Source organism: Sphingobacterium tabacisoli (assembly GCF_017908035.1).
GTDB lineage: Bacteria > Bacteroidota > Bacteroidia > Sphingobacteriales > Sphingobacteriaceae > Sphingobacterium > Sphingobacterium tabacisoli.
In genome coordinates this window covers 1-21,608 of record NZ_JAEQMU010000003.1, presented here as the reverse complement: position 1 = coordinate 21,608, position 21,608 = coordinate 1, and the positions used below count along the sequence as shown (strand labels likewise).

The window sequence follows — 21,608 nt, the reverse complement described above, 5'->3', positions numbered from 1 at the left end:
TTCTATTTCTAAAAGGCCCAAGGTTAATGTTTTTTACTGTAAACTATTCTTCCAATAATGCAGACTGGTCTAGTGCTTCTCCAGTTACTTCTGCACGAATCTTTGTCTCTAGTTCATCCATCAAATCGGGATTATCGAGTAGTAAATTCTTTACTGCATCACGTCCCTGACCTAATTTTGTATCACCATAGCTAAACCATGAACCTGATTTTTTGATGATGTTATATTCAACTCCTAAATCGATAATTTCACCAACTTTAGAGATTCCTTCTCCAAACATAATGTCAAACTCGGCGATTCGGAAAGGAGGAGCTACTTTGTTTTTAACAATTTTTACTTTTACGCGATTTCCAGATACTTCATCAGAATCTTTAATCTGAGAAGTACGTCTGATATCTAAACGAACTGATGAGTAGAATTTCAGGGCGTTACCTCCAGTTGTGGTTTCTGGGTTACCAAACATAACACCTATTTTTTCCCGCAATTGGTTAATGAAAATACAACAACAGTTTGTCTTAGCAATTGTTCCGGTCAACTTACGCAATGCTTGCGACATTAGACGGGCCTGAAGTCCCATTTTTGAGTCTCCCATCTCACCTTCTATCTCTGCTTTAGGTACTAGGGCTGCAACAGAGTCAATAACGATGACGTCTATAGCGCCAGAACGTATCAAGTTTTCTGCAATTTCTAAAGCTTGCTCTCCATTATCAGGTTGAGAAATGAGTAAGTTCTCTACATCAACACCTAATTTTTGAGCATAGTATTTGTCAAAAGCGTGCTCCGCATCAATAATGGCTGCTATTCCACCTTTTTTTTGAGCTTCAGCTACAATATGAGTGGCTAGTGTAGTTTTACCTGAAGATTCCGGCCCATAAATCTCGATGATACGACCTTTAGGAACTCCGCCAATACCTAACGCGATATCCAAACCTAATGAACCTGTAGATATTGCCTCGAGAGGCTCAACTGCTGAATCACCTAGTTTCATGATAGTACCTTTGCCATAAGATTTTTCTAATTTATCTAAGGCTAACTGTAATGCTTTTAATTTCTCTCCGTTGCTCATGTTTTTAGTATTGATGTGTCAAATATATAACCTTTAATTCTTATCGCCAAATTTTTTACTAAAATTGTTAGTTTGTTTAAAAAAAATGGGAATCGATGTATTTAATTAGTTGGGTGTTTTGTTATCAGTTCTGCTTTTCGCGTTTTTTCGAAATACTTGCAAAAATAGGTAATGGGACATTGGTCGCATTTGGGAGAGCGAGCCAGGCAAATATACCTACCGTGTAGAATAAGCCAGTGATGGGCGACTGCAATGGTTTCTTCTGGCAGATATTTAACCAATTGTTTTTCCACAGCTAGTGGGGTAGTGGCATTGCTCGTCAACCCAAGCCTGTTGCTCACCCTAAAGACATGGGTATCTACAGCCATAGCAGGATTGTTGTAGACAACTGATGAAATAACATTTGCCGTCTTTCGGCCTACTCCAGGAAGCTTAATAAGGTCTTCCACTTTTTCTGGAACAATACCATCAAAGTCCTCCTGTAATTTTTGGGCCATTCCGACCAGATGTTTTGCTTTATTGTTAGGATAGCTAACGGAGCGTATATAGGTGAATACTTCATCCTGGGAGCTCGCTGCGAGCGATTCTGCATCAGGGAAGCGTTCAAATAGCGCGGGTGTAACTTGGTTGATACGCTTGTCGGTACATTGCGCGGATAGGATTACAGCAACCAAAAGTTCAAAGGGATTACCATAGTGAAGCTCAGTTTCTGCATTGGGATTATGTGTCGAGAAGTACTCTACAAAGGCTTTGTAACGGTCTTTTTTTAACATACACAAAGATACTCATTTGTAGGAGACTCTTAAAATAACAGAGTCTCTAAACTTTTAGAGACTCTGTTGTTACTTGCTTACAAATGATTTAGAGTAAGAAAGAATATTGTCTATAACACTTTGCTTTGGCTCTTTTGCTAGACTTTGAATACCTTGTTTGATATTTGTTTCAAAGGTGGCGTCTAGATCTGTCATAGATTCTTTTAAATCGCTTTTGTAAGCTTCTTCATAAACTGTAGTAGAATTTTCAACCATAAGCCTCTTATTTATTGTTGTTTAGTAGTTAAACGCAAAATAAGAATTATTATTATAGAAAATTTAACATTTTTTTACTTTTTGTTTGAAGTTTGTTTATTAGCCTCTACAATAGCATTGTACGCATTAGCTATTCCTCCACTTACAGAGATCTCGTCAAGGTATACCTTTTTGCTAGTACCATCTTGCTTTACTTTTACTTTTTGGTCTACTTTTACAGCAGACCTAAGTATGATGTTTTTTACTTGTAGAGCTGTAAGTTCTGGATAATAAGAGCGTAGAATGGCCGCTAGGCCAGAGACTACCGGAGCAGCCATACTTGTCCCTTGTTGTTCTTTATATTGATTTTCAGGCATAGTAGAGTTGATTGCTACACCCGGAGCAAATACATCTACAGACTTATAGCCATAGTTTGAAAAGTCAGCTAACAGATCACTGTCCAATTTCCACGAAGTAGCTCCTACAGTGATCCAGGCCTTGGCTTCTCCTGTGATCGCATTTACACTATCTGTATAGTATTTTGTCGGATAATTAGGGGTGATGTCAATGTTCTTACCATCGTTTCCTGCAGCATGTACTAATAGTACATCTTTGTCCATAGCATATCGGATGGCATCATCTACCGCTTTTTTGTTGTAATAGTAGCCTTTTCCGAAACTCATATTGATGACTTTTGCACCATTGTCTACGGCATATCTGATACTGTTAGCGACGTCTTTATCTCTTTCGTCTCCATTGGGTACAGCACGGATAGACATGATTTCTACATTGTCTGCAACACCATTGATACCGATATTATTGTTTCTTTTAGCACCTATTATACCAGCAACGTGAGTCCCATGTTCTGCGTCTGGACCTTTAACATCTGGATTACCGTAGTTGTGCTCGCTGGCATCGTCATAATTGTCACCGATGATAGATCTGGAATCGTACTCTTTGTTGAGGTGGTATTTGACCTGTGCACCGAAATAATCGGTCGCTTCTTCAATGTCTTTGTAGAATTTTTCGAAACCGCCAGATTCCACTTCTTTTTTTGCAATACGGATCGCGAGTTTCTGTTGATCGTTCTCGGCTTTGAAGTTGTCCAAGTCCTCTTTTTTGACATCTTTTGCCTCTTTGCCCATTGTGGCAAGGATCTTTTCTATGCTTTGTTTAAGACGGCCATAATTTACATCGCCAAATTGAGCTTCGTCCATTTTGGTGGTGTAATCCGAGATCATTTTTTGATAAGCAACGAATTCTCTTCGCTCGGCTTCAGAAAGTCGGGTGGTAGGTAATACGGAAATATATTTAGGTTCATACTTACGGATCAGTCTAGTGACTTCGAGATTGTCATAGTTGACGTTTTCCCCGTTTGCGTTTCCAAGAAAGTTCCATCCATATTTGTCATCTATATAGCCGTTGCTATCGTCATCTTTGCCATTAGCAGTTGCTTCTTTTTTGTTGATCCAAAGTACGTCTTTGAGATCTTCGTGGTTGATGTCTACACCACCATCGATTACAGCGACGATAACAGGTGTCGATTTACGCCCCTTCAGTAGTTCGTATGCTTTTTCGGTGCTGATTCCCATAATACCGTCCGATTTGTAATCTAGATTGTACCAGTTGGCCGGAGCTTTGTCCTTCTTGTCTTGTGAAAAACCAGAGTAAGGAAGTATGCTTATCCCCAATAAGGCGATAAATAGTTTTGTATTACGCATAATTTAATTTTTGTTTCAACTACAAATATAATGCTAGGTATGCTGTCAAAATAGTTAAATGTATGTAAAATAGGTATTGTAACTTAATAATTGCAGAGATTTCGTATTTTTAAAATCGTTTGCAATTTAAAACTTAGGCATATGAGAAAAAAAATAGGTAATTATATAATAGTATTAAGTATGATAACAGGTTCTTGTGGATCTCAAGGGGAGAAAGTTAAAAATGTTAGTTGGCCTGATATTCAAGCACCAGTTGCCACAATTAAGCCTTATACAAGAATTATTCACGGAGATACGGTGGTCGATAACTATTACTGGTTGAACGATTTTTTCAAAAAAGGGCCAGACTCGGCAGCTGTGATAAAATATTTGGAAGAGGAGAATGTCTATACAACAGCTATGTTGAAAAGCACGGAGCCTTTGCAGATGAAGTTATACAATGAGATGAAAGCACGGGTCAAGGAGAAAGATGAATCAGTACCGTATCTAGAAAATGGCTATTATTATTATCGACGTACGGACGAGGGAAGGCAGTATTTTAAATTTTGTCGTAAGAAAGGTGGATTAAATGGAGCCGAGGAAGTTCTACTGGATGTGGACGAGATGGCAAAAGGAATGGCTTATTATGCGGTATCGGGATTAGAAATAAGTCCGGATAATAGATACCTTGCTTATGGTGTGGATACGGTATCTCGACGTGAGTATGTAATTCATATCAAAGACCTTCAGACAGGTGAAGTCATGAAGGATCGCATTACGCAAACGACAGGAGGGGGCGTCTGGGCAGCAGATAGTAAGACCCTATTTTACACACATAAGAACCCAGTAACATTATTGTCGGAAAAAATAAAGAAGCATGTATTGGGGACAAGTAATGCAGTAGATGTAGAAGTGTATCATGAACAGGATAATACGAATTATATCGGGGTTAGTAAGTCCAAAAATGGAAAATATATATTCATAGAATCGGAGGGAACACTAAGTTCGGAGGTGAGATACCTGCCTGCAGAGCAGCCCAACGAAGCCTTTCGTGTATTCCAAAAGCGACAAAACGATGTGCTGTATAGTGTAACAGCGTTGGATGATCGTTTTTTGGTAACGACGAATAAAGATGCCCAAAACTTTAGGGTGATGAGTTGTGGATTGGATGCGACAACTCAGGATAATTGGATAGATTTTATACCTCACCGTGCGGATGTACTGATTGAGGGGGTGGACGAATTTAAGGATTTCTTGGTCGTATCCGAACGTAAAAATGGATTGACCAATCTGACCATACACGACCTCAAGAATAACACCTCTTACCCATTGGATTTCGGAGAGGCAACTTACACCGTGCGGCCTAGTGTAAATGTCGAATATAATACGGATGTGTTTCGTTATGGTTATACCTCGTTGGTAACACCGGTTTCTACATTTGAATATAATATGCGCTCAAAGGAAAAAAGCCTACTTAAACAACAAGAGGTATTGGGAGGGTATAATATGGATGAATATGTGACTGAACGTACTTTCGCGAAAGTGAGAGATGGGGTAATGGTGCCAATATCATTGGTTTATAAAAAAGGAACAAAGAAAGATGGTTCCGCTCCGCTTCACCTATATGCATACGGTTCTTATGGTGCGTCCATGGATCCTTCATTTAGCAGTGCACGTTTGTCACTGTTGAATAGGGGATTTATTTATGCTATAGCTCATATTCGTGGGGGAGAAGAGATGGGACGGCAATGGTATGAAGATGGTAAACTTCAAAAGAAGAAAAATACATTTACAGACTTTATCGATTGTGGCAAATATTTAATTGAGAATAAGTATACCAGTAAAGGGCATCTCTATGCGGAGGGAGGAAGTGCAGGTGGGTTGTTGATGGGAGCAATAGTAAACATGGCTCCTGATCTATGGAATGGTGTGATCGCAGCAGTTCCTTTTGTTGATGTCGTTACGACAATGTTGGATGAGACGATACCGTTGACGACAAACGAGTATGATGAATGGGGGAATCCGAACGAAAAAGAAGCGTATGAATATATGAAGTCCTACTCTCCCTATGAGAATATCGAGGCTAAGGAATACCCTAACCTATTGGTAACTACGGGACTGCATGATAGTCAGGTGCAGTATTTTGAACCAGCCAAATGGGTGGCTCGTTTGAGAGCGGTTAAGACAGGAAATCAGGTCGTTTTGCTTAAGACGGACATGGATTTTGGACATGGCGGAGCATCTGGTAGGTTTGATTACCTTAAGGATCAAGCCTTAGAATTTGCCTTTATACTTAAATTGGAAGGGATAACCGAATAATCAGCTTTAAAGAAAGGGCATCAAAATTCAATTTTTGATGCCCTTTTTCTATAGTCTATCTACAAGAAAAAATAGTGTTGTTATTCCTAGTTTTGCGTGCCTTTGTGATTCTCTGTCTCTTGTTCTCGAGCATCAATTTGATGTTGTCGATAATTCTCGATTGCGTTTTTGCTCGCTTTTTGAGAAACATAAATACCTAAAATTGCAATTAGGGTAACAATTGCTATTCCCCAAGCATATTTTCGTTTGTCTTGTTTTACTAACCAATACATCACAAAAACATAAGGGACTGCAAATAAAATGTAGAAAATAATACTTGGGCCTACCATAACTAACTCAATATGTTGAAATGCAAAAGTACAGTATTTGAAAAGAGAAGTCAAATCGAATCAATTATTCTGTTTATTTTTCATTTTGTTTTTCAAGATTTCAATAATTGCATGGTCTTATTGCCAGTTTTTTCTTCATTCAAGGCATAAATGGTATTTTGTCAAAAAAAATATGTTTTTTTTGCATAAAAGAGAAAAATAATTCTTTACTTTTGCGCTGTTAGATTTAAGAAAATATACGGATCGGTTTAAATGTATTGTAAAAAGGAACATAATAGTATTATCGCACATACTTTCAATAAGTTTGTAGCGATGCTTATGTTTGGATATAATACGTCAAATTGCCCAGTTTTGAGATTCCGACGACCTATTCTGCCTCGAGCTTGATTCGAGAGGCAGGTCAATTCTATTTCGAGTAAATTCATTTAGCTCAATGAATTTCTTAATCCTTGGTTATTTCTTTTAGCGCACATTAAGTGCATTAATTTTTAGGTCGACGTCTTAAGATGACAATTTCAGATTTTTTAATTATTCCCGCTACAGCAGATCATGTGAAATATGCTGTGCAGATTTGTGATGAAATGTTTGAGTCTGCAAAGGCTCGTGGTACAGGTATTGCTCGTCGCAAACCTGAGTATGTAGCGAAAAAAATGGAGGAAGGAAAAGCGGTGATCGCTTTACACCGGGATGGTACATGGGCCGGTTTTTGCTACATAGAGACTTGGGGGCATGGAGATTATGTTGCGAATTCGGGACTAATCGTTAATTCTGTCTTTCGTAAAGTGGGGCTAGCAAAGGCTATTAAGAAGCGGGTATTTGAATTGTCGAGAGAGAAGTATCCAAATTCCAAGATCTTTGGCTTGACAACAGGGCTTGCTGTGATGAAGATTAATTCAGATCTGGGCTATGAGCCTGTTACTTACTCTGAACTAACGCAGGATGAAGAATTTTGGAAAGGATGCCAAAGTTGTATAAATTACGACATACTGATGAGTAAGGACCGTAAAAACTGTATGTGTACGGCTATGCTATGGGATCCGGTCGAAAAGGAAAAGGAATTGAAGGAGAAGATACAACGTAAGGCAGAAGCTAAAGAGCGTCTCGATCGTATCGCTAAAAAACAGTCTTTGCTGAAACGTATCGAAGCTAAACTGTGGAAATCAACACGGAAGACTATTTCTGTTTTGTTTGCGCTAAGGAGTAGACCAGTAAAAGGATTTTAGTTCTCTCAAAAGAATACACACTCACGCCAATAAAGAATGTACACATTGTTTAGCGGTATATATAAATGAATAAATAATTTATACGGATGAAAAAAGTAGTTCTAGCATTCAGTGGAGGTTTGGATACATCTTTTTGTTGTATCTATCTTTCTAAGGATTTAGGGATGGAAGTCCACTCTGTTGTTATAAATACAGGTGGGTTTTCAGCAGAAGAAATAAAGAATATTGAAGCGCGTGCCTATGAGTTAGGTGTCAAATCGCATACTACTATTGATGAAACAGAAGACTATTACCGAGATACAATAAAGTACTTGATTTTTGGTAATGTATTGAAGAACGCAACGTATCCATTGTCTGTATCTGCAGAGCGTGTGTGTCAGGCTACTGCTATTGCTAATTATGCAAAGAAGATTGGTGCTGCTTGTGTAGCGCATGGATCGACAGGAGCAGGTAATGATCAGGTTCGTTTTGATATGATTTTTAATACGCTGATTCCAGGGGTTGAGATTATTACACCAATTCGGGATCTGAAATTGTCACGCGAAGCGGAGATTGAATACCTTGGTAAGCATGGTTTTCCTTATAGTGCGGAGAAAGCTAAATACTCGATCAATAAAGGATTGTGGGGCACATCGGTAGGTGGTGCTGAAACATTGACCTCTAATCAGTATTTACCAGAATCGGCTTGGCCTACTGCTGTGACTTCTACAGAACCACAGACAATAACAGTTGATTTTGAAAAAGGAGAACCTGTCGCATTGAATGGCAATAAAATCGGTCCGGTAGCTGTAATCCAACAACTGCAGGATTTAGCGCAACCCTATGGAATAGGACGTGATATACATGTTGGTGATACGATTATTGGAATTAAAGGACGTGTGGGCTTTGAGGCTGCGGCGCCGTTGATTTTGGTTAAAGCACACCATACGTTGGAAAAGCACACATTGACGAAATGGCAATTGTCTTGGAAAGACCAAATTGCAGGTTTTTATGGCAATTGGATGCACGAAGGTCAGATGCACGATCCAGTGATGCGAGATATCGAAGCTTTTTTGGCATCCTCTCAAGAAACTGTCTCAGGAAGGGTTATTGTTGAATTACATCCTCATAGATTTGTAATCATAGGAATTGAGTCAGCACATGATTTAATGAACAATGAATTTGGTAGCTATGGAGAGATGAATGAAGGGTATACTGGAGATGATGTGAAAGGATTCTCTAAGATATTCGGAAATCAAACTATTATTTGGCACAAAGTAAATAACAAAGGTTAGTGACTAACTGGCTGTTGGAATATACTACTGATTAAATGGATATGGGTGCCACGTATTAAACGTAGTACCCATTTTTTATGGTTACAATATTGTATTTATGGAAAAGATTAAAGTTGGTATCGTTGGCTCTGCAGGGTATACTGGTGGTGAATTACTAAGAATTCTTGTCTATCACCCCAAAGTCGATATTGTGTTTGCGAATAGTGCTTCAAATGCCGGCAAGAAGGTGTCAGCGGTGCACAATGATCTGCTAGGTGATACGGAGATAAGTTTTACGTCTGATTTCCATTCACAGATAGATGTACTGTTTTTATGCGTTGGACATGGAGATGCGTGTAAATTTTTAACAGCTAACACCGTGGAACCTCATGTTAAAATCATCGATTTATCACAGGATTATCGTCTTAGAGAAAATAGAGGGTATAAGGGAGAACAGTTCGTTTATGGATTGCCGGAATTGAACCGGGAAGCCATAAAATCTGCACATTATTTGGCCAATCCTGGTTGTTTTGCGACGAATATACAGCTGGCATTATTGCCTCTGGCCGCACAAGGAGAGTTGAAAGGTCAAGTGCACGTAACAGCTACAACAGGTTCGACAGGGGCGGGGCAAAAACCAAGTCCTACGTCTCATTTTTCTTGGAGAAGTGGAAATCTGTCTGCTTATAAATCTTTTGAGCATCAACACCTACAAGAGATATCGGAGTCATTGGATCAATTGCAGACTGGTTTTTTGGTGGACTCGGATAAGTCTTTGATGGACCGTGCAGCGGAACGTATTAATTTTGTGCCTTTACGGGGAGCTTTTCCAAGAGGTATTTTTTCGAGTATTTATATAGATACAGATTTGACGGAAGAAGGAGCCTATCAGCTTTATGAAGCCTATTATGAGGCGCATCCTTTTACTATAGTTTCACGTGATAATATCGATTTAAAGCAAGTGGTTAATACGAACAAGAGTATCATGCATCTTGAAAAGCACGGCGATAAGTTGTTGATCTTGAATGCCACGGATAACCTGTTAAAAGGTGCATCTGGACAAGCAGTCCAGAATATGAATTTAATGTTTGGAATAGAAGAACGCACGGGCTTAAATCTAAAGCCAATAGGATTTTAACTGACTGTCGATTATAATATAAAAAAGGGCTGTATCAAAACTATATGATACAGCCCTTTGTGCTATAGAGAAAAATATTTCTGTTTATTTTTCGTTTTCTTCGCTTATGTCTGAAGAGACAGAGCTGTCTCCAGAATTTCTCCCCTTAACGATGATTTCTTTTTTGTCGTCATCCAAATCAACCATAATCACATCATTGGCTTTTAGTTCTCCTTTTAGGATTTCCTCGGCTATGGGATCTTCAAGGTATTTTTGAATAGCTCTTTTCAATGGACGTGCTCCAAAGTTGGTGTCATATCCTTTTTCAGCGATAAACTCTTTCGCTTTGTCTGTTAGCTCAATGGAATGTCCCAATGCTTCAATTCGTCCGAATAAGGATACTAATTCAATATCTATGATTTTGAATATGTTTTCTTTTGTCAATGAATTGAAAACAATCACGTCATCTATACGGTTCAAGAATTCCGGTGCAAAGGCACGTTTCAGAGCCGTTTCAATAACTCCTCTAGAGTGTGAGTCTGCTTGAGTTTCTTTGGCGGAAGTTGTAAAACCTACACCTTGTCCAAACTCTTTTAACTGACGTACTCCAATGTTGGAAGTCATGATGATTATCGTATTTCTAAAATCAACTTTACGACCAAGACTATCCGTCAGCTGACCTTCGTCCAGTACCTGAAGTAGTAGGTTGAAAACATCAGGATGCGCTTTTTCGATCTCATCCAGTAATACTACGGAGTAAGGCTTACGACGTACTTTCTCTGTTAATTGACCACCTTCTTCGTAACCTACATATCCCGGAGGCGCTCCTACTAATCGAGATATAGCAAATTTCTCCATGTATTCGCTCATGTCAACTTGAATCAGTGAATCTTCGGAATCAAACATGAAACGAGCCAATTCTTTGGCAAGCTCAGTCTTACCAACCCCAGTGGGGCCTAAGAAGATGAATGAGCCGATCGGTTTTCTCGGATCTTTTAATCCTGCACGAGTCCGTTGTATGGCCTTTACTAGTTTTTGTACTGCATCGTCCTGACCAATAATCCGTCCTTTCATGGAGTCTCCCATGTTCAGTAACTTCTGACTGTCGGTCTGGCTAACGCGTTGAACAGGTATGCCGGTCATCATAGAAACTACTTCAGCGACATTGTCTTCAGTGACTGTGTAGCGCTTACTCTTTGTCTCTGTTTCCCAGGCTGCCTTTTCTTTCTCTAGTTCTTCAAGAAGTTTTTTCTCTGTATCTCTAAGCTTAGCTGCTTCTTCGTATTTTTGAGAACGGACAACTTTGTTTTTTTCTACTTTGACCTCTTCGATTTTTTCTTCAATGTCGATGATAGATTGAGGTACGTGGATGTTGGTAAGATGTACTCTTGACCCAGCCTCATCCAAGGCGTCAATAGCTTTGTCTGGTAGAAAACGGTCTGTAATGTAACGCGTGGTTAACGTAACACAGGCTTCAATAGCTTCTGGCGTATAGTTGACATTATGGTGTTCTTCATATTTGTCTTTAATACGATTTAAGATTTCTATCGTTTCATCATGGGAAGCAGGTTCGATCATTACTTTTTGGAAGCGACGATCTAAAGCCCCATCTTTTTCGATAAATTGTCTGTACTCATCCAACGTGGTCGCTCCAATACATTGAATCTCTCCACGCGCTAGTGCTGGTTTGAACATGTTGGACGCATCTAGTGAACCAGAAGCTCCACCTGCACCTACAATCGTATGGATCTCGTCAATGAAAAGAATCACATCAGGAGACTTTTCAAGTTCGTTCATCACGGCTTTCATACGCTCTTCAAACTGGCCTCTGTATTTGGTGCCAGCAACAAGAGATGCTAAGTCTAAAGTGACCACACGTTTGTTGAATAATACACGTGAAACTTTGCGTTGCACAATGCGCAATGCTAATCCTTCGGCAATAGCAGATTTACCAACTCCAGGTTCCCCTATTAAGATTGGGTTGTTTTTCTTGCGACGCGAGAGAATCTGAGAAACACGTTCGATTTCTTTTTCACGGCCTACTATAGGGTCTAGTTTACCTTCTTCAGCAGCACGTGTCAAATCACGTCCGAAATTGTCAAGAACCGGTGTTTTTGATTTGATATCAGAAACTTTTTTCGGAGCGGAGAAATTTTCTTCTTCTGCATAGTCGTCGTCTGGTGTAGACGAACCAGATGCTTCATCCGTAATTGTAGCTTTATTTTGTTCTACTTCGTTCTTGAATAAATCATACGTCACATTATACTGTTGTAAGATCTGTGAGGCAATGTTGTCTTCATCACGTAGGATAGCTAACAGTAGGTGCTCCGTACCAATAATGTCACTTTTGAAGATTTTGGCTTCTAGATAGGTTATTTTCAAAACCTTTTCAGCCTGTTTTGTCAGAGGGACAGATCCTACCGGTGCCCTGGATACCGATGAGCCTTTTACTGCATCCTCAATAGACTGTCGGATTGAACCAGTGTCTACTAATAGATTTCTAAGGATTTTTATCGCCACCCCATCACCTTCTCGAATAAGCCCAAGTAAGAGATGTTCGGTGCCTATATAATCGTGGCGGAGACGTAGTGCCTCTTCGCGACTATAAGAGATCACATCTTTGACTCTTGGTGAGAATTTTGCTTCCATGTAATTACCTTTCTTTCTTTTATTAAACTAAGTTAGAACTTTATAAATGTATGAAATAAATGTAAATCCTAACTTATATTTCTCTATAAATTATCAACAATCAAGCCACATGATAATATCGTCAAAATGGCAGGTCTTTTCCTTTTTATAGAACGTACATCCATGGTCCTTGGCTACAGTGTTTCACAATTAAGGGTGAATTTGGTATCTTTGGGCAATACAAGGAATAATATAAAAGTTTAGGTTCAAAAATATATGTCTGACGAGAAAATAATTTTTTCAATGGCGGGTGTAAATAAAATTTACCCCCCACAAAAGCAGGTTTTAAAGAATATTTATCTATCATTTTTCTACGGAGCCAAGATTGGTGTAATCGGTCTGAATGGCTCAGGAAAATCCTCTCTCTTAAAAATTATTGCTGGACTAGATAAGTCCTACCAAGGAGAAGTTGTCTTCTCCCCAGGCTATTCTGTAGGGTATTTAGCACAGGAGCCGGAGTTGGATTTGGATAAAACAGTGAAGGAGATTGTGGAAGAAGGCGTAGCGGAGATTACGGCTATTCTGAAAGAATATGAAGATATCAACGAACGCTTTGGATTGCCAGAAGTTTATGAAAATCCGGATGAGATGGATAAGCTTCTTGCAAGACAAGGAGAATTGCAAGACAAAATCGATGCAACAAACGCATGGGAGCTAGACTCTAAGCTAGAGCGTGCAATGGATGCACTTCGTTGTCCAGAGCCTGATGCGAAAATTGCCAATTTGTCAGGAGGGGAGCGCCGCAGGGTTGCACTTTGTCGTTTATTGTTGCAAGAACCAGATGTGTTGTTGCTAGATGAGCCTACCAACCACTTGGATGCAGAGTCTATTGATTGGTTGGAGCAACATCTGCAACATTATAAAGGGACGGTTATCGCTGTTACGCACGATAGATATTTCTTAGATAATGTAGCGGGTTGGATTTTGGAACTGGATCGAGGCGAAGGGATTCCTTGGAAAGGGAACTATTCTTCATGGCTTGATCAAAAAGCAAAACGCCTTTCACAAGAGGAAAAGCAGGAGACAAAACGTCAAAAGACCTTGGAGCGTGAGTTGGAATGGGTGCGTATGGCCCCAAAAGCGAGACATGCCAAATCTAAGGCACGTTTACATAACTATGATAAATTGGCTTCGGAGGAAACTAAAGAGAGAGAAGAGAAGTTGGAGCTTTTCATTCCGCCAGGACCACGTCTTGGAAATGTGGTGATTGAAGCGGATAATATCTCTAAAGCTTATGGTGACCGCATTTTGTTTGAAAATTTGAGCTTCTCCTTGCCTCCAGCAGGTATCGTTGGAATTATCGGGCCCAATGGGGCTGGTAAAACAACGTTGTTCCGTTTGATAACTGGTCAGGAAGAGCCGGATACGGGGACTTTCAAAGTCGGAGAGACTGTGGTCTTAGGGTATGTAGACCAGTTGCATAATGATTTAGATCCCGAAAAATCAGTATGGGAAAACATAACTGAAGGGAACGATAATATTATCTTGGGCAACCGTACGACAAATTCTAGAGCATATGTTTCAAAGTTTAACTTTAATGGAGCGGATCAGCAAAAGAAAGTTGGAGTATTGTCAGGAGGAGAAAGGAACCGGGTGCATCTTGCTATCACACTGAAAAAGGCGTCCAATGTGTTGTTATTGGATGAGCCTACGAATGATATCGATGTTAATACGTTAAGAGCTTTAGAGGAAGGTTTGGAGAATTTTGGGGGCTGTGCAGTTGTGATTTCTCACGATAGATGGTTCTTGGATAGAATCTGTACGCATATCTTGGCTTTTGAAGGAGACTCGCAGGTTTATTTCTATGAAGGGAACTATTCTGAGTACGAAGAAAATCGTAAAAAGCGCTTAGGGGATGTTGCGCCGAAGCGTATCAAATATAAAAAATTGGTAAAGTAATATGAGTTTAGAGTCCGCAAGGTTATTAGAGGCAATAATAGCTACAGCGATAGATGGAATTATAACTATCGACAATAAAGGATTAGTGGAATCTATTAACCCTGCAGCTCTGACGCTGTTTGGCTACGATGCACAAGAGGTGATAGGGAATAATATTTCGATGCTAATGCCTGAGCCTGACCAAAGCCGGCATGATAGCTATATTTCGAATTATAAGGAGACGGGAAGAAAGAAGATTATTGGTATAGGAAGAGAAGTAAGGGGTAAGAAAAAAGATGGTACGACCTTCCCTTTCCGACTAGCAGTAAGTGAAGTTTTCTATAAGGATAAGAGTATTTTTACAGGGTTTGTCCACGATTTGACGAAGGAGAAAAAAGCGGAAGATGAGCTTTTGAAACATACGTTGGAGTTGGAAGAAGTAGTTAGACATCGGACGAAAGATCTGATATCATTAGTCTCCGAGCTGGAAAAGGCTAAAGCAGATGTGAGTAATTCACTCGAAAAAGAAAAGGAACTCAATCAGTTGAAGTCGCGTTTTGTGTCAATGGCCTCTCACGAGTTTAGAACTCCTTTAAGCTCGGTGCAACTATCGGCCTCTTTGATTGATAAGTATATTGAAAGGCCCGATTTTGAGGCGGTTATGAGGCATACGAATAGAATAAAAGGTTCTGTTCAATTGCTTAATAATATCCTCAATGATTTCCTTTCATTAGAGAAATTGGAGGCAGGAGTCGTTGTGGTCAATAAGCAACATATAAACCTTGTTCATCTAGGTGAAGAGATTTCAGGGGAGATGCAGCTCATTTGTAAGAAGAATCAGCATATTGTATACCAGCACACCGGAGCGAAGGCTGACTTTTACCTCGATGCGCATCTATTGAAAAACAGTATTATTAATCTAGTCTCCAATGCGATTAAATATTCCGGAGAAGATACTTTCATCGAGTTTTCTACAGAAATTACAGATGAATTATGTACAATAGTGGTCAAAGATAATGGAATAGGTATACCTGTGGAAGATCAAAAAAACCTATTTGAACCCTTTTTTAGGGCGCATAATACAGGTAGTATCCCTGGTACAGGGTTAGGACTTAATATTGTAAGAAGGTATGTCAGTCTTATGGATGGGAAGTTGGAGTATTGGTCCGCTATTAATCAAGGGGCTTTATTCCGGATGGTATTCAGCCGTTAGGCTAAAAAAGTAAAATGCAAATGAAGAAACGGACCATTTTAATTATCGAAGATAATTTAGAAATCAGAGAGGGGAGTGCCGAGATACTAGAGCTAACCGGTGAATACGATATCATTACCGCGGAAAACGGGATGATTGGCGTTGAACTTGCGACGAAACATCACCCAGATCTGATTCTTTGCGATATTATGATGCCTGAACTGGATGGATATGGTGTTCTGTATATGTTAGGTAAACAGGAAAGCACAATGCACATCCCGTTTATTTTTATAACAGCCAAGTCAGAGCGTGTAGATATGCGTAAAGCCATGGAGATGGGAGCAGATGACTATATCGTCAAGCCATTTGATGATATTGAACTGTTGAATGCTATTGAGAGCCGATTAAAGAAAAAAGATAGTTTGGATCTGGCAGCGGGTAATGGTCGTTTTTTGAAATTAGAAGAAGAGGAACAAAACTATCTATTAGAAAATCTGGTCAAGGAGGCGCGCGTTAAAAAGTTTAAAAAGAAACAGCTAATCTATGGAACGGATGATTCACCTCTCTTTATATATTATGTGGTAAAAGGAAAAGTAAGGAGCTTTCTCAATTATCAGGATGGAAGAGAATTGTCTACCGATATTCATGGGGATGGTCATTTTTTTGGATATGAGTCGATTCTCATGAATGAAAACTATACTGAAAGTACGGCGTCGCTAGAGGATTCTGAGATAGCCATGATAAGTAGGGATGTTTTCTTTGAACTGATTTATAGGAAGCCCGGGATTGCGAGTAAATTTATCCGGATGCTTTCTGGAAATATCAAAGAGAAAGAAGAACAGATGTTAGGGTTTGCGTATGACACCGTTCGGAAGCGAGTGGCGAGTGCGTTGATTCAGATTGCGCTAAAAAGCACGGAAAATAAAGATGACGATGAAGTTTTGATTCGTATTTCTCGAGAAGACTTAGCGGCCTTTGCAGGAACAGCAAATGAGACGATAAGTCGTATCCTAGCCGAATTTAAGGAAGAGGGAATAATTATAAAGGAAAAAACGGCGATACGAATACTATCAATAAAGGAATTAAAAAAGATAAAACAGTAACAGCGGCTATTAGAACAGATAGCCGCTGTTCTTTTTTAGAATAAGTGATAAGAATCATTTATTTGTTTGACGGTTTGCATTCGTAATGTGCAGAACTACTGTTAGATTTGAATTATTATATCATAATGAATCAACAGAAGTTATTGCATATATGAGGGTCGTCGCATATAACATAGAAGAATTCGAAAAAGAGCTATTAGCCAAAGCGAATGCTAAGGTGCATGACCTGACTTTGATTTCCAATGAACTTAACTTTAGTACAATTCATTATACAGAAGGCAAGGAGGTAATCATTATCTCAGAGCGAGACCTCTTAGATAAAAAGATGCTTGAAGCACTTTGGGAAATTGGGGTAAAAAAAATAATAACCCGTTCGACAAGCTTGGAACATATCGATATGCAGTATGCATCAATGCTAAAAATGCATGTTGCCAATACCCCCTCTACTGACCAATCTCCAGAAAACATTGCTTTACAGACTATCTCCAATCTTAATAATTGGGGGAATAAAAGGTGCTTAGGCGAGTCTTGCCATTGTTCTTTTGAATGCGATAAAAATACACACACTAAATAACAACACAACTATGGGAGCGGATATGAATTTACTGATTTCAAAATATAATGTGGCAGCACCTCGTTATACGAGTTATCCTACTGTTCCATTTTGGCAGAATGAAGAGTTTACACGTGAGCACTGGAGCGCTAGTGTTAAGAATCGTTACGAGAGTTCGAAAGATAAAGGGATTAGTCTCTATATCCATCTGCCTTATTGCGAAAGTTTGTGTACTTATTGTGGCTGTAATACACGAATTACTAAAAACCATGCTGTAGAAGATCCTTATATTGCTTCTTTACTGGCCGAATGGAAAATGTATAAAGCATTATTGGGTGAGGAGTCGTTGAGGGTGAGTGAAATACATCTCGGTGGTGGGACACCAACGTTTTTTACACCAGATAATTTGAAACGCTTGATTGAGGGAGTTTTGGAAGGAAATGAAAAGAGTGAAGATGCTTCATTTTCATTTGAGGCGCATCCGGCCAATACTACAGAAGCTCATTTAAAGACATTGTATGATTTGGGTTTTCGTAGACTCAGTCTTGGTATACAGGATTTTGATGAAAAGGTTCAAGCGATTATTAATAGACATCAAACTATAGAAGAGGTGACTTATGTGATGGATCGCGCACGGGCTATTGGCTATGACTCTATTAATTTTGATCTTATTTATGGTTTGCCACTGCAGACTATGGAGTCTGTTCGTGAGACAATAGCATTGTCTCTTGAGATGTCTCCAGATCGAATATCGTTCTATAGTTATGCCCACGTTCCATGGATTAAACCAGGGCAACGAAAGTTTACAGAACACGACCTTCCTGAGGGAGAGCAAAAACTGGGATTATACAAAATGGGTAAGGCGATGATACAGGAGGCTGGATATGAAGACGTAGGTATGGATCATTTTGCCAAGGTAGACGATGCTCTATTTATGGCTGCACAAAATGGGACATTGCATCGGAATTTTATGGGATATGCTGATCGATATACACCTTTGATGATCGGGTTAGGAGTTTCATCGATCAGTGATTCTTGGACTGCTTTTGCACAAAATGTAAAAACGGTAGAGGAATATCATGCATGCATCAACGCAGGGAAGCTCCCTGTCTTTAAAGGACATCTGTTAGATCAGGAAGACCTTGTGGTGAGAGCTTATATTTTGGATATGATGTGTAGAGGATGTGCTGTATTAAAAGGAGACAAAATAGATCTTAAGATTAAAGAGAGATTAGTACCTTTAATGGACGATAATTTGGTTCAGATTGATGGAGATGAGGTTCGTATCACCGATATCGGGAGGTCTTTTTTAAGAAATGTGTGTATGGCTTTTGATGAAAGATTGCAAAAGACAAAAGAAAGAGATAATTTGTTTAGTCAAGCGATTTAATAGTATATGGCAGAGCATAGCAGTTTGATTACTAAAACGAAGTGTTACCATTGTGGGGATGCTGTTGAGCAAACTCCCTATGTGTTGAATGATCACCAATTTTGTTGTCTAGGCTGTCAGACTGTTTATCAGATTTTAAATGAAAACGATCTGCAGAGCTATTACCGATATAATAGTCATCCCGGAAAATCCCAACAGGCGCAAAAGGAAGATCTGAGTTATTTGGATGAACCTAATATCGTTGCCAAATTGGTAGACTATCAAGATGATGAAATTGCAGTGATCACTTTTTATGTTCCTGCGATTCACTGTAGTTCTTGTATCTGGCTATTGGAGAACCTGTTTAAGTTGAATCCGTCTGTAAAATCTTCCAAGGTTGATTTTATGAAAAGACAAGCCAGTATTACCTTTAGTAAGGATGAGATATCTTTAAAAGAGCTGGTACAACTGCTTCATAATATAGGCTATGATCCAAAGATTACATTGCAGGATGTTGTTAAGGAAGGAAAAAAAATAAACCAAAATGGATTAATCAGCAAAATCACAGTTGCCGGTTTTTGTTTTGGTAATTCTATGATGATTAGCTTTCCAGAGTATTTTGGAATGGCTGAATTTGAACGTGAATACTCCGCCTTCTTCGGCTATATGAATCTAGCGTTTGGGGTGCCTGTATTATTATATAGTGCTTCCGATTACTTTCGTTCAGCTTGGTATAGTCTTAAACAAAGACGACTAAATTTAGATGTTCCGCTGGCATTGGGGATTTTTGTTTTGTTCTTTCGGTCTGCTCTTGAAATTTTGACCCAAAGTGGGGCTGGCTTCATAGATACATTATGCAGTCTTGTCTTTTTTATTTTAATAGGTAAATGGGTACAGGAAAGAACATACTATCATATTTCCTTTGAAAGGGATTACAGGTCTTATTTCCCCGTGGCCGTCACTGTTTTGAATGAAGAAGTCGAGAAGCCGACTCCTATTGCCGATTTAAAAGTAGGAAACCGTATTTTGGTTCGTAATAATGAAATTATTCCTGCAGACGCCATATTGCTCAAAGGGGATGCGTTGGTCGACTTTAGTTTTGTGACGGGAGAAAGTAAACCTATCACCAAAACCTTGGGAGAAGTGGTGTATGCAGGTGGGCGGCAAACTGGTGGAGCAATTGAGCTAGAGGTTGTCAAAGCGGTGTCGCAAAGTTACCTCACAAAGTTATGGAATAATGAAAGCCTCAAGGCCTACGAGAGAAAGTTCGAGACTTTTGTAGGAGTAATAAGTAAATATTTTACAGTAGCACTCGTGTCAATTGCGCTGTTAGCTGCAATATTTTGGATACTAGGAAGCGCTCCTGATAGAGCATGGGCTGCATTTACGGCTGTGCTTATCATAGCGTGTCCCTGTGCTTTGGCATTGAGTTCGCCATTTACATTAAGTGCAGCTCTTAGTATTTTCGATCGAAATAAAATGTACATCAAAAATACCTCAGCTATCGAGCAAATGGCAGCTATAGATACCGTGGTTTTTGATAAGACTGGTACAATATCGTCTCCTAGTGCTTCTACAATGTGTTTTGAAGGAAATCTGTCTAAATTGGAGCGGGACTTATTGTACTCCTTGTGTAGGAATTCGAATCATCCATTAAGTCGGGAGATTATAAAATGGTTGGGGCCTAGTAGTATTTTGCCGATTAAGGAATACGAAGAGTTTGTGGGGAAAGGGCAATCCGCCTCTTATTTGGATTATCGTATTATGGTAGGGAGTGCTTTGTTTACAAATGTAAAGTATTCCGAAGTTGAAGGATCTGTTGTGTATGTGGTGGTCAATGAAATCGTAAAGGGTGTTTTTACGCTGGAGCAGTCCTGGAGAGAAGGCTTGAATGAGGTTATCGGCGCATTGAAGAAAAATTACGAATTACATCTTATATCTGGAGATAATGAACGTCGAGCAGAAGCTTTACGTTTGATTTTTCCTAGCAATGCAACGCTATTGTTTAATCAAACACCTAATGACAAGTTGCTGAAAATAGATGGCTGGCAAAAAGAAGGTAGAAATGTGTGTATGTTGGGAGATGGTCTGAATGATGCTGGAGCTCTGCGTAAAGCGGATTTGGGAATTGCTGTTTCCGATGATATCAATAATTTTTCACCTGGTTGCGATGCGATTCTAGATGGGGTGTCCTTTGAAAAATTACCTGACTTTTTTGCTTTTAGTAAAGATGCGGTTAAGGTAATTAAAATGAGTTTCGTAATTTCGTTGTTATATAATGTGATAGGGATAAGTTTTGCGGTCCAGGGAACAATGTCTCCTTTATTTGCTGCAATCTTGATGCCTATTAGTACTGTAACTATTATTTCCTTTACGAGCTTAATGACGAGATGGTACGGGAAGAAAAGAAGTCTGATTTAATAATATAATAAGTATGTCTATTATTTTTTTCTTAATTGGGTGTAGTATTTTGATAGCACTTATTTTTCTGGGCGCTTTCTTTTGGGCAAATAAGACGGGGCAAAATGATGATACTTATACTCCATCTGTACGTATTCTTTTCGATGATGAGGTGAAAACCGATGTCAAGACTCCAGAAAAAAAGTAAACCTTTTCATTTTCCTCTTTTTTTGTTGATGGTTTGCTGAAGTTATCTTCTGCATCGCTTCTTTACTACTTCATGTCTGCTTTAAATTTTACAGGGGTTATTTTGTGTTATAATAGAGGTTTTATAGAGGGTTCATAGCGGTAAACCACTATAAAAGCTCTGTTACGCCTTGTTTAAATCCCTGCTGATCCTGCCCGATGATA

Annotated in this window: 17 protein-coding genes; 11 read left to right on the top strand and 6 right to left on the bottom strand. The window is 39.2% G+C overall.

All coding sequences use genetic code 11. The features are described from left to right. Positions 1–43: 43 nt before the first annotated feature. The 4 genes from recA to JKG64_RS14040 form a co-directional block, all read right to left on the bottom strand. Entirely contained in the window at positions 44–1,066 is a 1,023-nt protein-coding gene (gene recA / locus JKG64_RS14055) for a recombinase RecA (protein WP_210354967.1), read from the bottom strand. A 101-nt stretch (positions 1,067–1,167) separates the two neighbouring features. Continuing rightward, positions 1,168–1,839 (bottom strand): endonuclease III, encoded by a 672-nt coding sequence (gene nth / locus JKG64_RS14050; protein WP_210354966.1) that lies wholly within the window; start codon positions 1,837–1,839, stop codon positions 1,168–1,170. 69 nt (positions 1,840–1,908) lie between these two features. Then, positions 1,909–2,094 (bottom strand): hypothetical protein, encoded by a 186-nt coding sequence (locus tag JKG64_RS14045; protein ID WP_210354965.1) that lies wholly within the window; start codon positions 2,092–2,094, stop codon positions 1,909–1,911. Positions 2,095–2,168: 74 nt separating this feature from the next. Then, positions 2,169–3,794, bottom strand: coding sequence for a S8 family peptidase (locus JKG64_RS14040; protein ID WP_210354964.1), 1,626 nt, complete (start codon positions 3,792–3,794; stop codon positions 2,169–2,171). A gap of 141 nt (positions 3,795–3,935) precedes the next feature. On the opposite strand from JKG64_RS14040, the gene JKG64_RS14035 reads away from it, so the two are divergent. Next, entirely contained in the window at positions 3,936–6,092 is a 2,157-nt protein-coding gene (locus JKG64_RS14035) for a S9 family peptidase (protein WP_210354963.1), read from the top strand. An 86-nt stretch (positions 6,093–6,178) separates the two neighbouring features. On the opposite strand, the gene JKG64_RS14030 is transcribed toward JKG64_RS14035, so the two are convergent. Further along, positions 6,179–6,421: a hypothetical protein gene (locus JKG64_RS14030; protein ID WP_210354962.1), complete on the bottom strand. Its 243-nt coding sequence runs from the start codon at positions 6,419–6,421 to the stop codon at positions 6,179–6,181. A 506-nt stretch (positions 6,422–6,927) separates the two neighbouring features. Between JKG64_RS14030 and JKG64_RS14025 the strand changes: the two genes are divergently transcribed. From JKG64_RS14025 to argC, 3 genes are all read left to right on the top strand, one after another. After that, positions 6,928–7,644 carry a GNAT family N-acetyltransferase gene (locus tag JKG64_RS14025; RefSeq protein WP_210354961.1) on the top strand — a complete coding sequence of 239 codons (717 nt, stop codon included), beginning with the start codon at positions 6,928–6,930 and terminating at the stop codon, positions 7,642–7,644. An 86-nt stretch (positions 7,645–7,730) separates the two neighbouring features. Then, positions 7,731–8,918: an argininosuccinate synthase gene (argG, locus tag JKG64_RS14020; RefSeq protein WP_210354959.1), complete on the top strand. Its 1,188-nt coding sequence runs from the start codon at positions 7,731–7,733 to the stop codon at positions 8,916–8,918. Positions 8,919–9,015: 97 nt separating this feature from the next. Next, a complete protein-coding gene (argC, locus tag JKG64_RS14015) occupies positions 9,016–10,035 on the top strand; it encodes an N-acetyl-gamma-glutamyl-phosphate reductase (RefSeq protein WP_210354958.1) in 1,020 nt (339 codons plus the stop codon). Positions 10,036–10,119: 84 nt separating this feature from the next. Here the strand turns inward: argC and JKG64_RS14010 are convergent, their stop codons facing one another. Further along, complete coding sequence (locus JKG64_RS14010) at positions 10,120–12,663, bottom strand: ATP-dependent Clp protease ATP-binding subunit (RefSeq protein ID WP_210354957.1); 2,544 nt, start codon at positions 12,661–12,663, stop codon at positions 10,120–10,122. A 255-nt stretch (positions 12,664–12,918) separates the two neighbouring features. Between JKG64_RS14010 and ettA the strand changes: the two genes are divergently transcribed. The 7 genes from ettA to ccoS all read left to right on the top strand — a co-directional run bounded on the left by ettA (position 12,919) and on the right by ccoS (position 21,405). Beyond that, positions 12,919–14,601: an energy-dependent translational throttle protein EttA gene (ettA, locus tag JKG64_RS14005; RefSeq protein ID WP_210354956.1), complete on the top strand. Its 1,683-nt coding sequence runs from the start codon at positions 12,919–12,921 to the stop codon at positions 14,599–14,601. 1 nt (position 14,602) lies between these two features. Further along, positions 14,603–15,793, top strand: a complete 1,191-nt coding sequence (locus JKG64_RS14000; RefSeq protein WP_210354955.1) for a PAS domain-containing sensor histidine kinase — start codon at positions 14,603–14,605, stop codon at positions 15,791–15,793. A 14-nt stretch (positions 15,794–15,807) separates the two neighbouring features. Next, positions 15,808–16,875 (top strand): response regulator, encoded by a 1,068-nt coding sequence (locus JKG64_RS13995; protein ID WP_317195848.1) that lies wholly within the window; start codon positions 15,808–15,810, stop codon positions 16,873–16,875. A 151-nt stretch (positions 16,876–17,026) separates the two neighbouring features. After that, complete coding sequence (locus JKG64_RS13990) at positions 17,027–17,449, top strand: Rossmann-fold NAD(P)-binding domain-containing protein (protein ID WP_210354954.1); 423 nt, start codon at positions 17,027–17,029, stop codon at positions 17,447–17,449. 10 nt (positions 17,450–17,459) lie between these two features. Continuing rightward, complete coding sequence (hemN, locus tag JKG64_RS13985) at positions 17,460–18,818, top strand: oxygen-independent coproporphyrinogen III oxidase (protein WP_246512611.1); 1,359 nt, start codon at positions 17,460–17,462, stop codon at positions 18,816–18,818. A 6-nt stretch (positions 18,819–18,824) separates the two neighbouring features. Then, positions 18,825–21,218, top strand: a complete 2,394-nt coding sequence (locus JKG64_RS13980) for a heavy metal translocating P-type ATPase (RefSeq protein ID WP_210354953.1) — start codon at positions 18,825–18,827, stop codon at positions 21,216–21,218. A gap of 13 nt (positions 21,219–21,231) precedes the next feature. Next, the gene (gene ccoS, locus JKG64_RS13975; RefSeq protein ID WP_210354952.1) at positions 21,232–21,405 is read left to right on the top strand and encodes a cbb3-type cytochrome oxidase assembly protein CcoS; all 174 of its coding nucleotides are present in this window, start codon (positions 21,232–21,234) and stop codon (positions 21,403–21,405) included. Positions 21,406–21,608 lie beyond the last annotated feature (203 nt).

Bases quoted from the DNA above. Each gene is read 5' to 3' on its own strand.
- recA (WP_210354967.1), bottom strand. From the start codon at position 1,066: ATGAGCAACGGAGAGAAATTAAAAGCATTACAGTTAGCCTTAGATAAA.
- argC (WP_210354958.1), top strand. From the start codon at position 9,016: ATGGAAAAGATTAAAGTTGGTATCGTTGGCTCTGCAGGGTATACTGGT.
- JKG64_RS13995 (WP_317195848.1), top strand. From the start codon at position 15,808: ATGCAAATGAAGAAACGGACCATTTTAATTATCGAAGATAATTTAGAA.
- hemN (WP_246512611.1), top strand. From the start codon at position 17,460: ATGGGAGCGGATATGAATTTACTGATTTCAAAATATAATGTGGCAGCA.
- JKG64_RS14040 (WP_210354964.1), bottom strand. From the start codon at position 3,794: ATGCGTAATACAAAACTATTTATCGCCTTATTGGGGATAAGCATACTT.
- JKG64_RS14030 (WP_210354962.1), bottom strand. From the start codon at position 6,421: ATGGTAGGCCCAAGTATTATTTTCTACATTTTATTTGCAGTCCCTTAT.
- JKG64_RS14025 (WP_210354961.1), top strand. From the start codon at position 6,928: ATGACAATTTCAGATTTTTTAATTATTCCCGCTACAGCAGATCATGTG.
- JKG64_RS14010 (WP_210354957.1), bottom strand. From the start codon at position 12,663: ATGGAAGCAAAATTCTCACCAAGAGTCAAAGATGTGATCTCTTATAGT.
- argG (WP_210354959.1), top strand. From the start codon at position 7,731: ATGAAAAAAGTAGTTCTAGCATTCAGTGGAGGTTTGGATACATCTTTT.
- ccoS (WP_210354952.1), top strand. From the start codon at position 21,232: ATGTCTATTATTTTTTTCTTAATTGGGTGTAGTATTTTGATAGCACTT.
- ettA (WP_210354956.1), top strand. From the start codon at position 12,919: ATGTCTGACGAGAAAATAATTTTTTCAATGGCGGGTGTAAATAAAATT.
- nth (WP_210354966.1), bottom strand. From the start codon at position 1,839: ATGTTAAAAAAAGACCGTTACAAAGCCTTTGTAGAGTACTTCTCGACA.
- JKG64_RS13990 (WP_210354954.1), top strand. From the start codon at position 17,027: ATGAGGGTCGTCGCATATAACATAGAAGAATTCGAAAAAGAGCTATTA.
- JKG64_RS14000 (WP_210354955.1), top strand. From the start codon at position 14,603: ATGAGTTTAGAGTCCGCAAGGTTATTAGAGGCAATAATAGCTACAGCG.
- JKG64_RS13980 (WP_210354953.1), top strand. From the start codon at position 18,825: ATGGCAGAGCATAGCAGTTTGATTACTAAAACGAAGTGTTACCATTGT.
- JKG64_RS14035 (WP_210354963.1), top strand. From the start codon at position 3,936: ATGAGAAAAAAAATAGGTAATTATATAATAGTATTAAGTATGATAACA.
- JKG64_RS14045 (WP_210354965.1), bottom strand. From the start codon at position 2,094: ATGGTTGAAAATTCTACTACAGTTTATGAAGAAGCTTACAAAAGCGAT.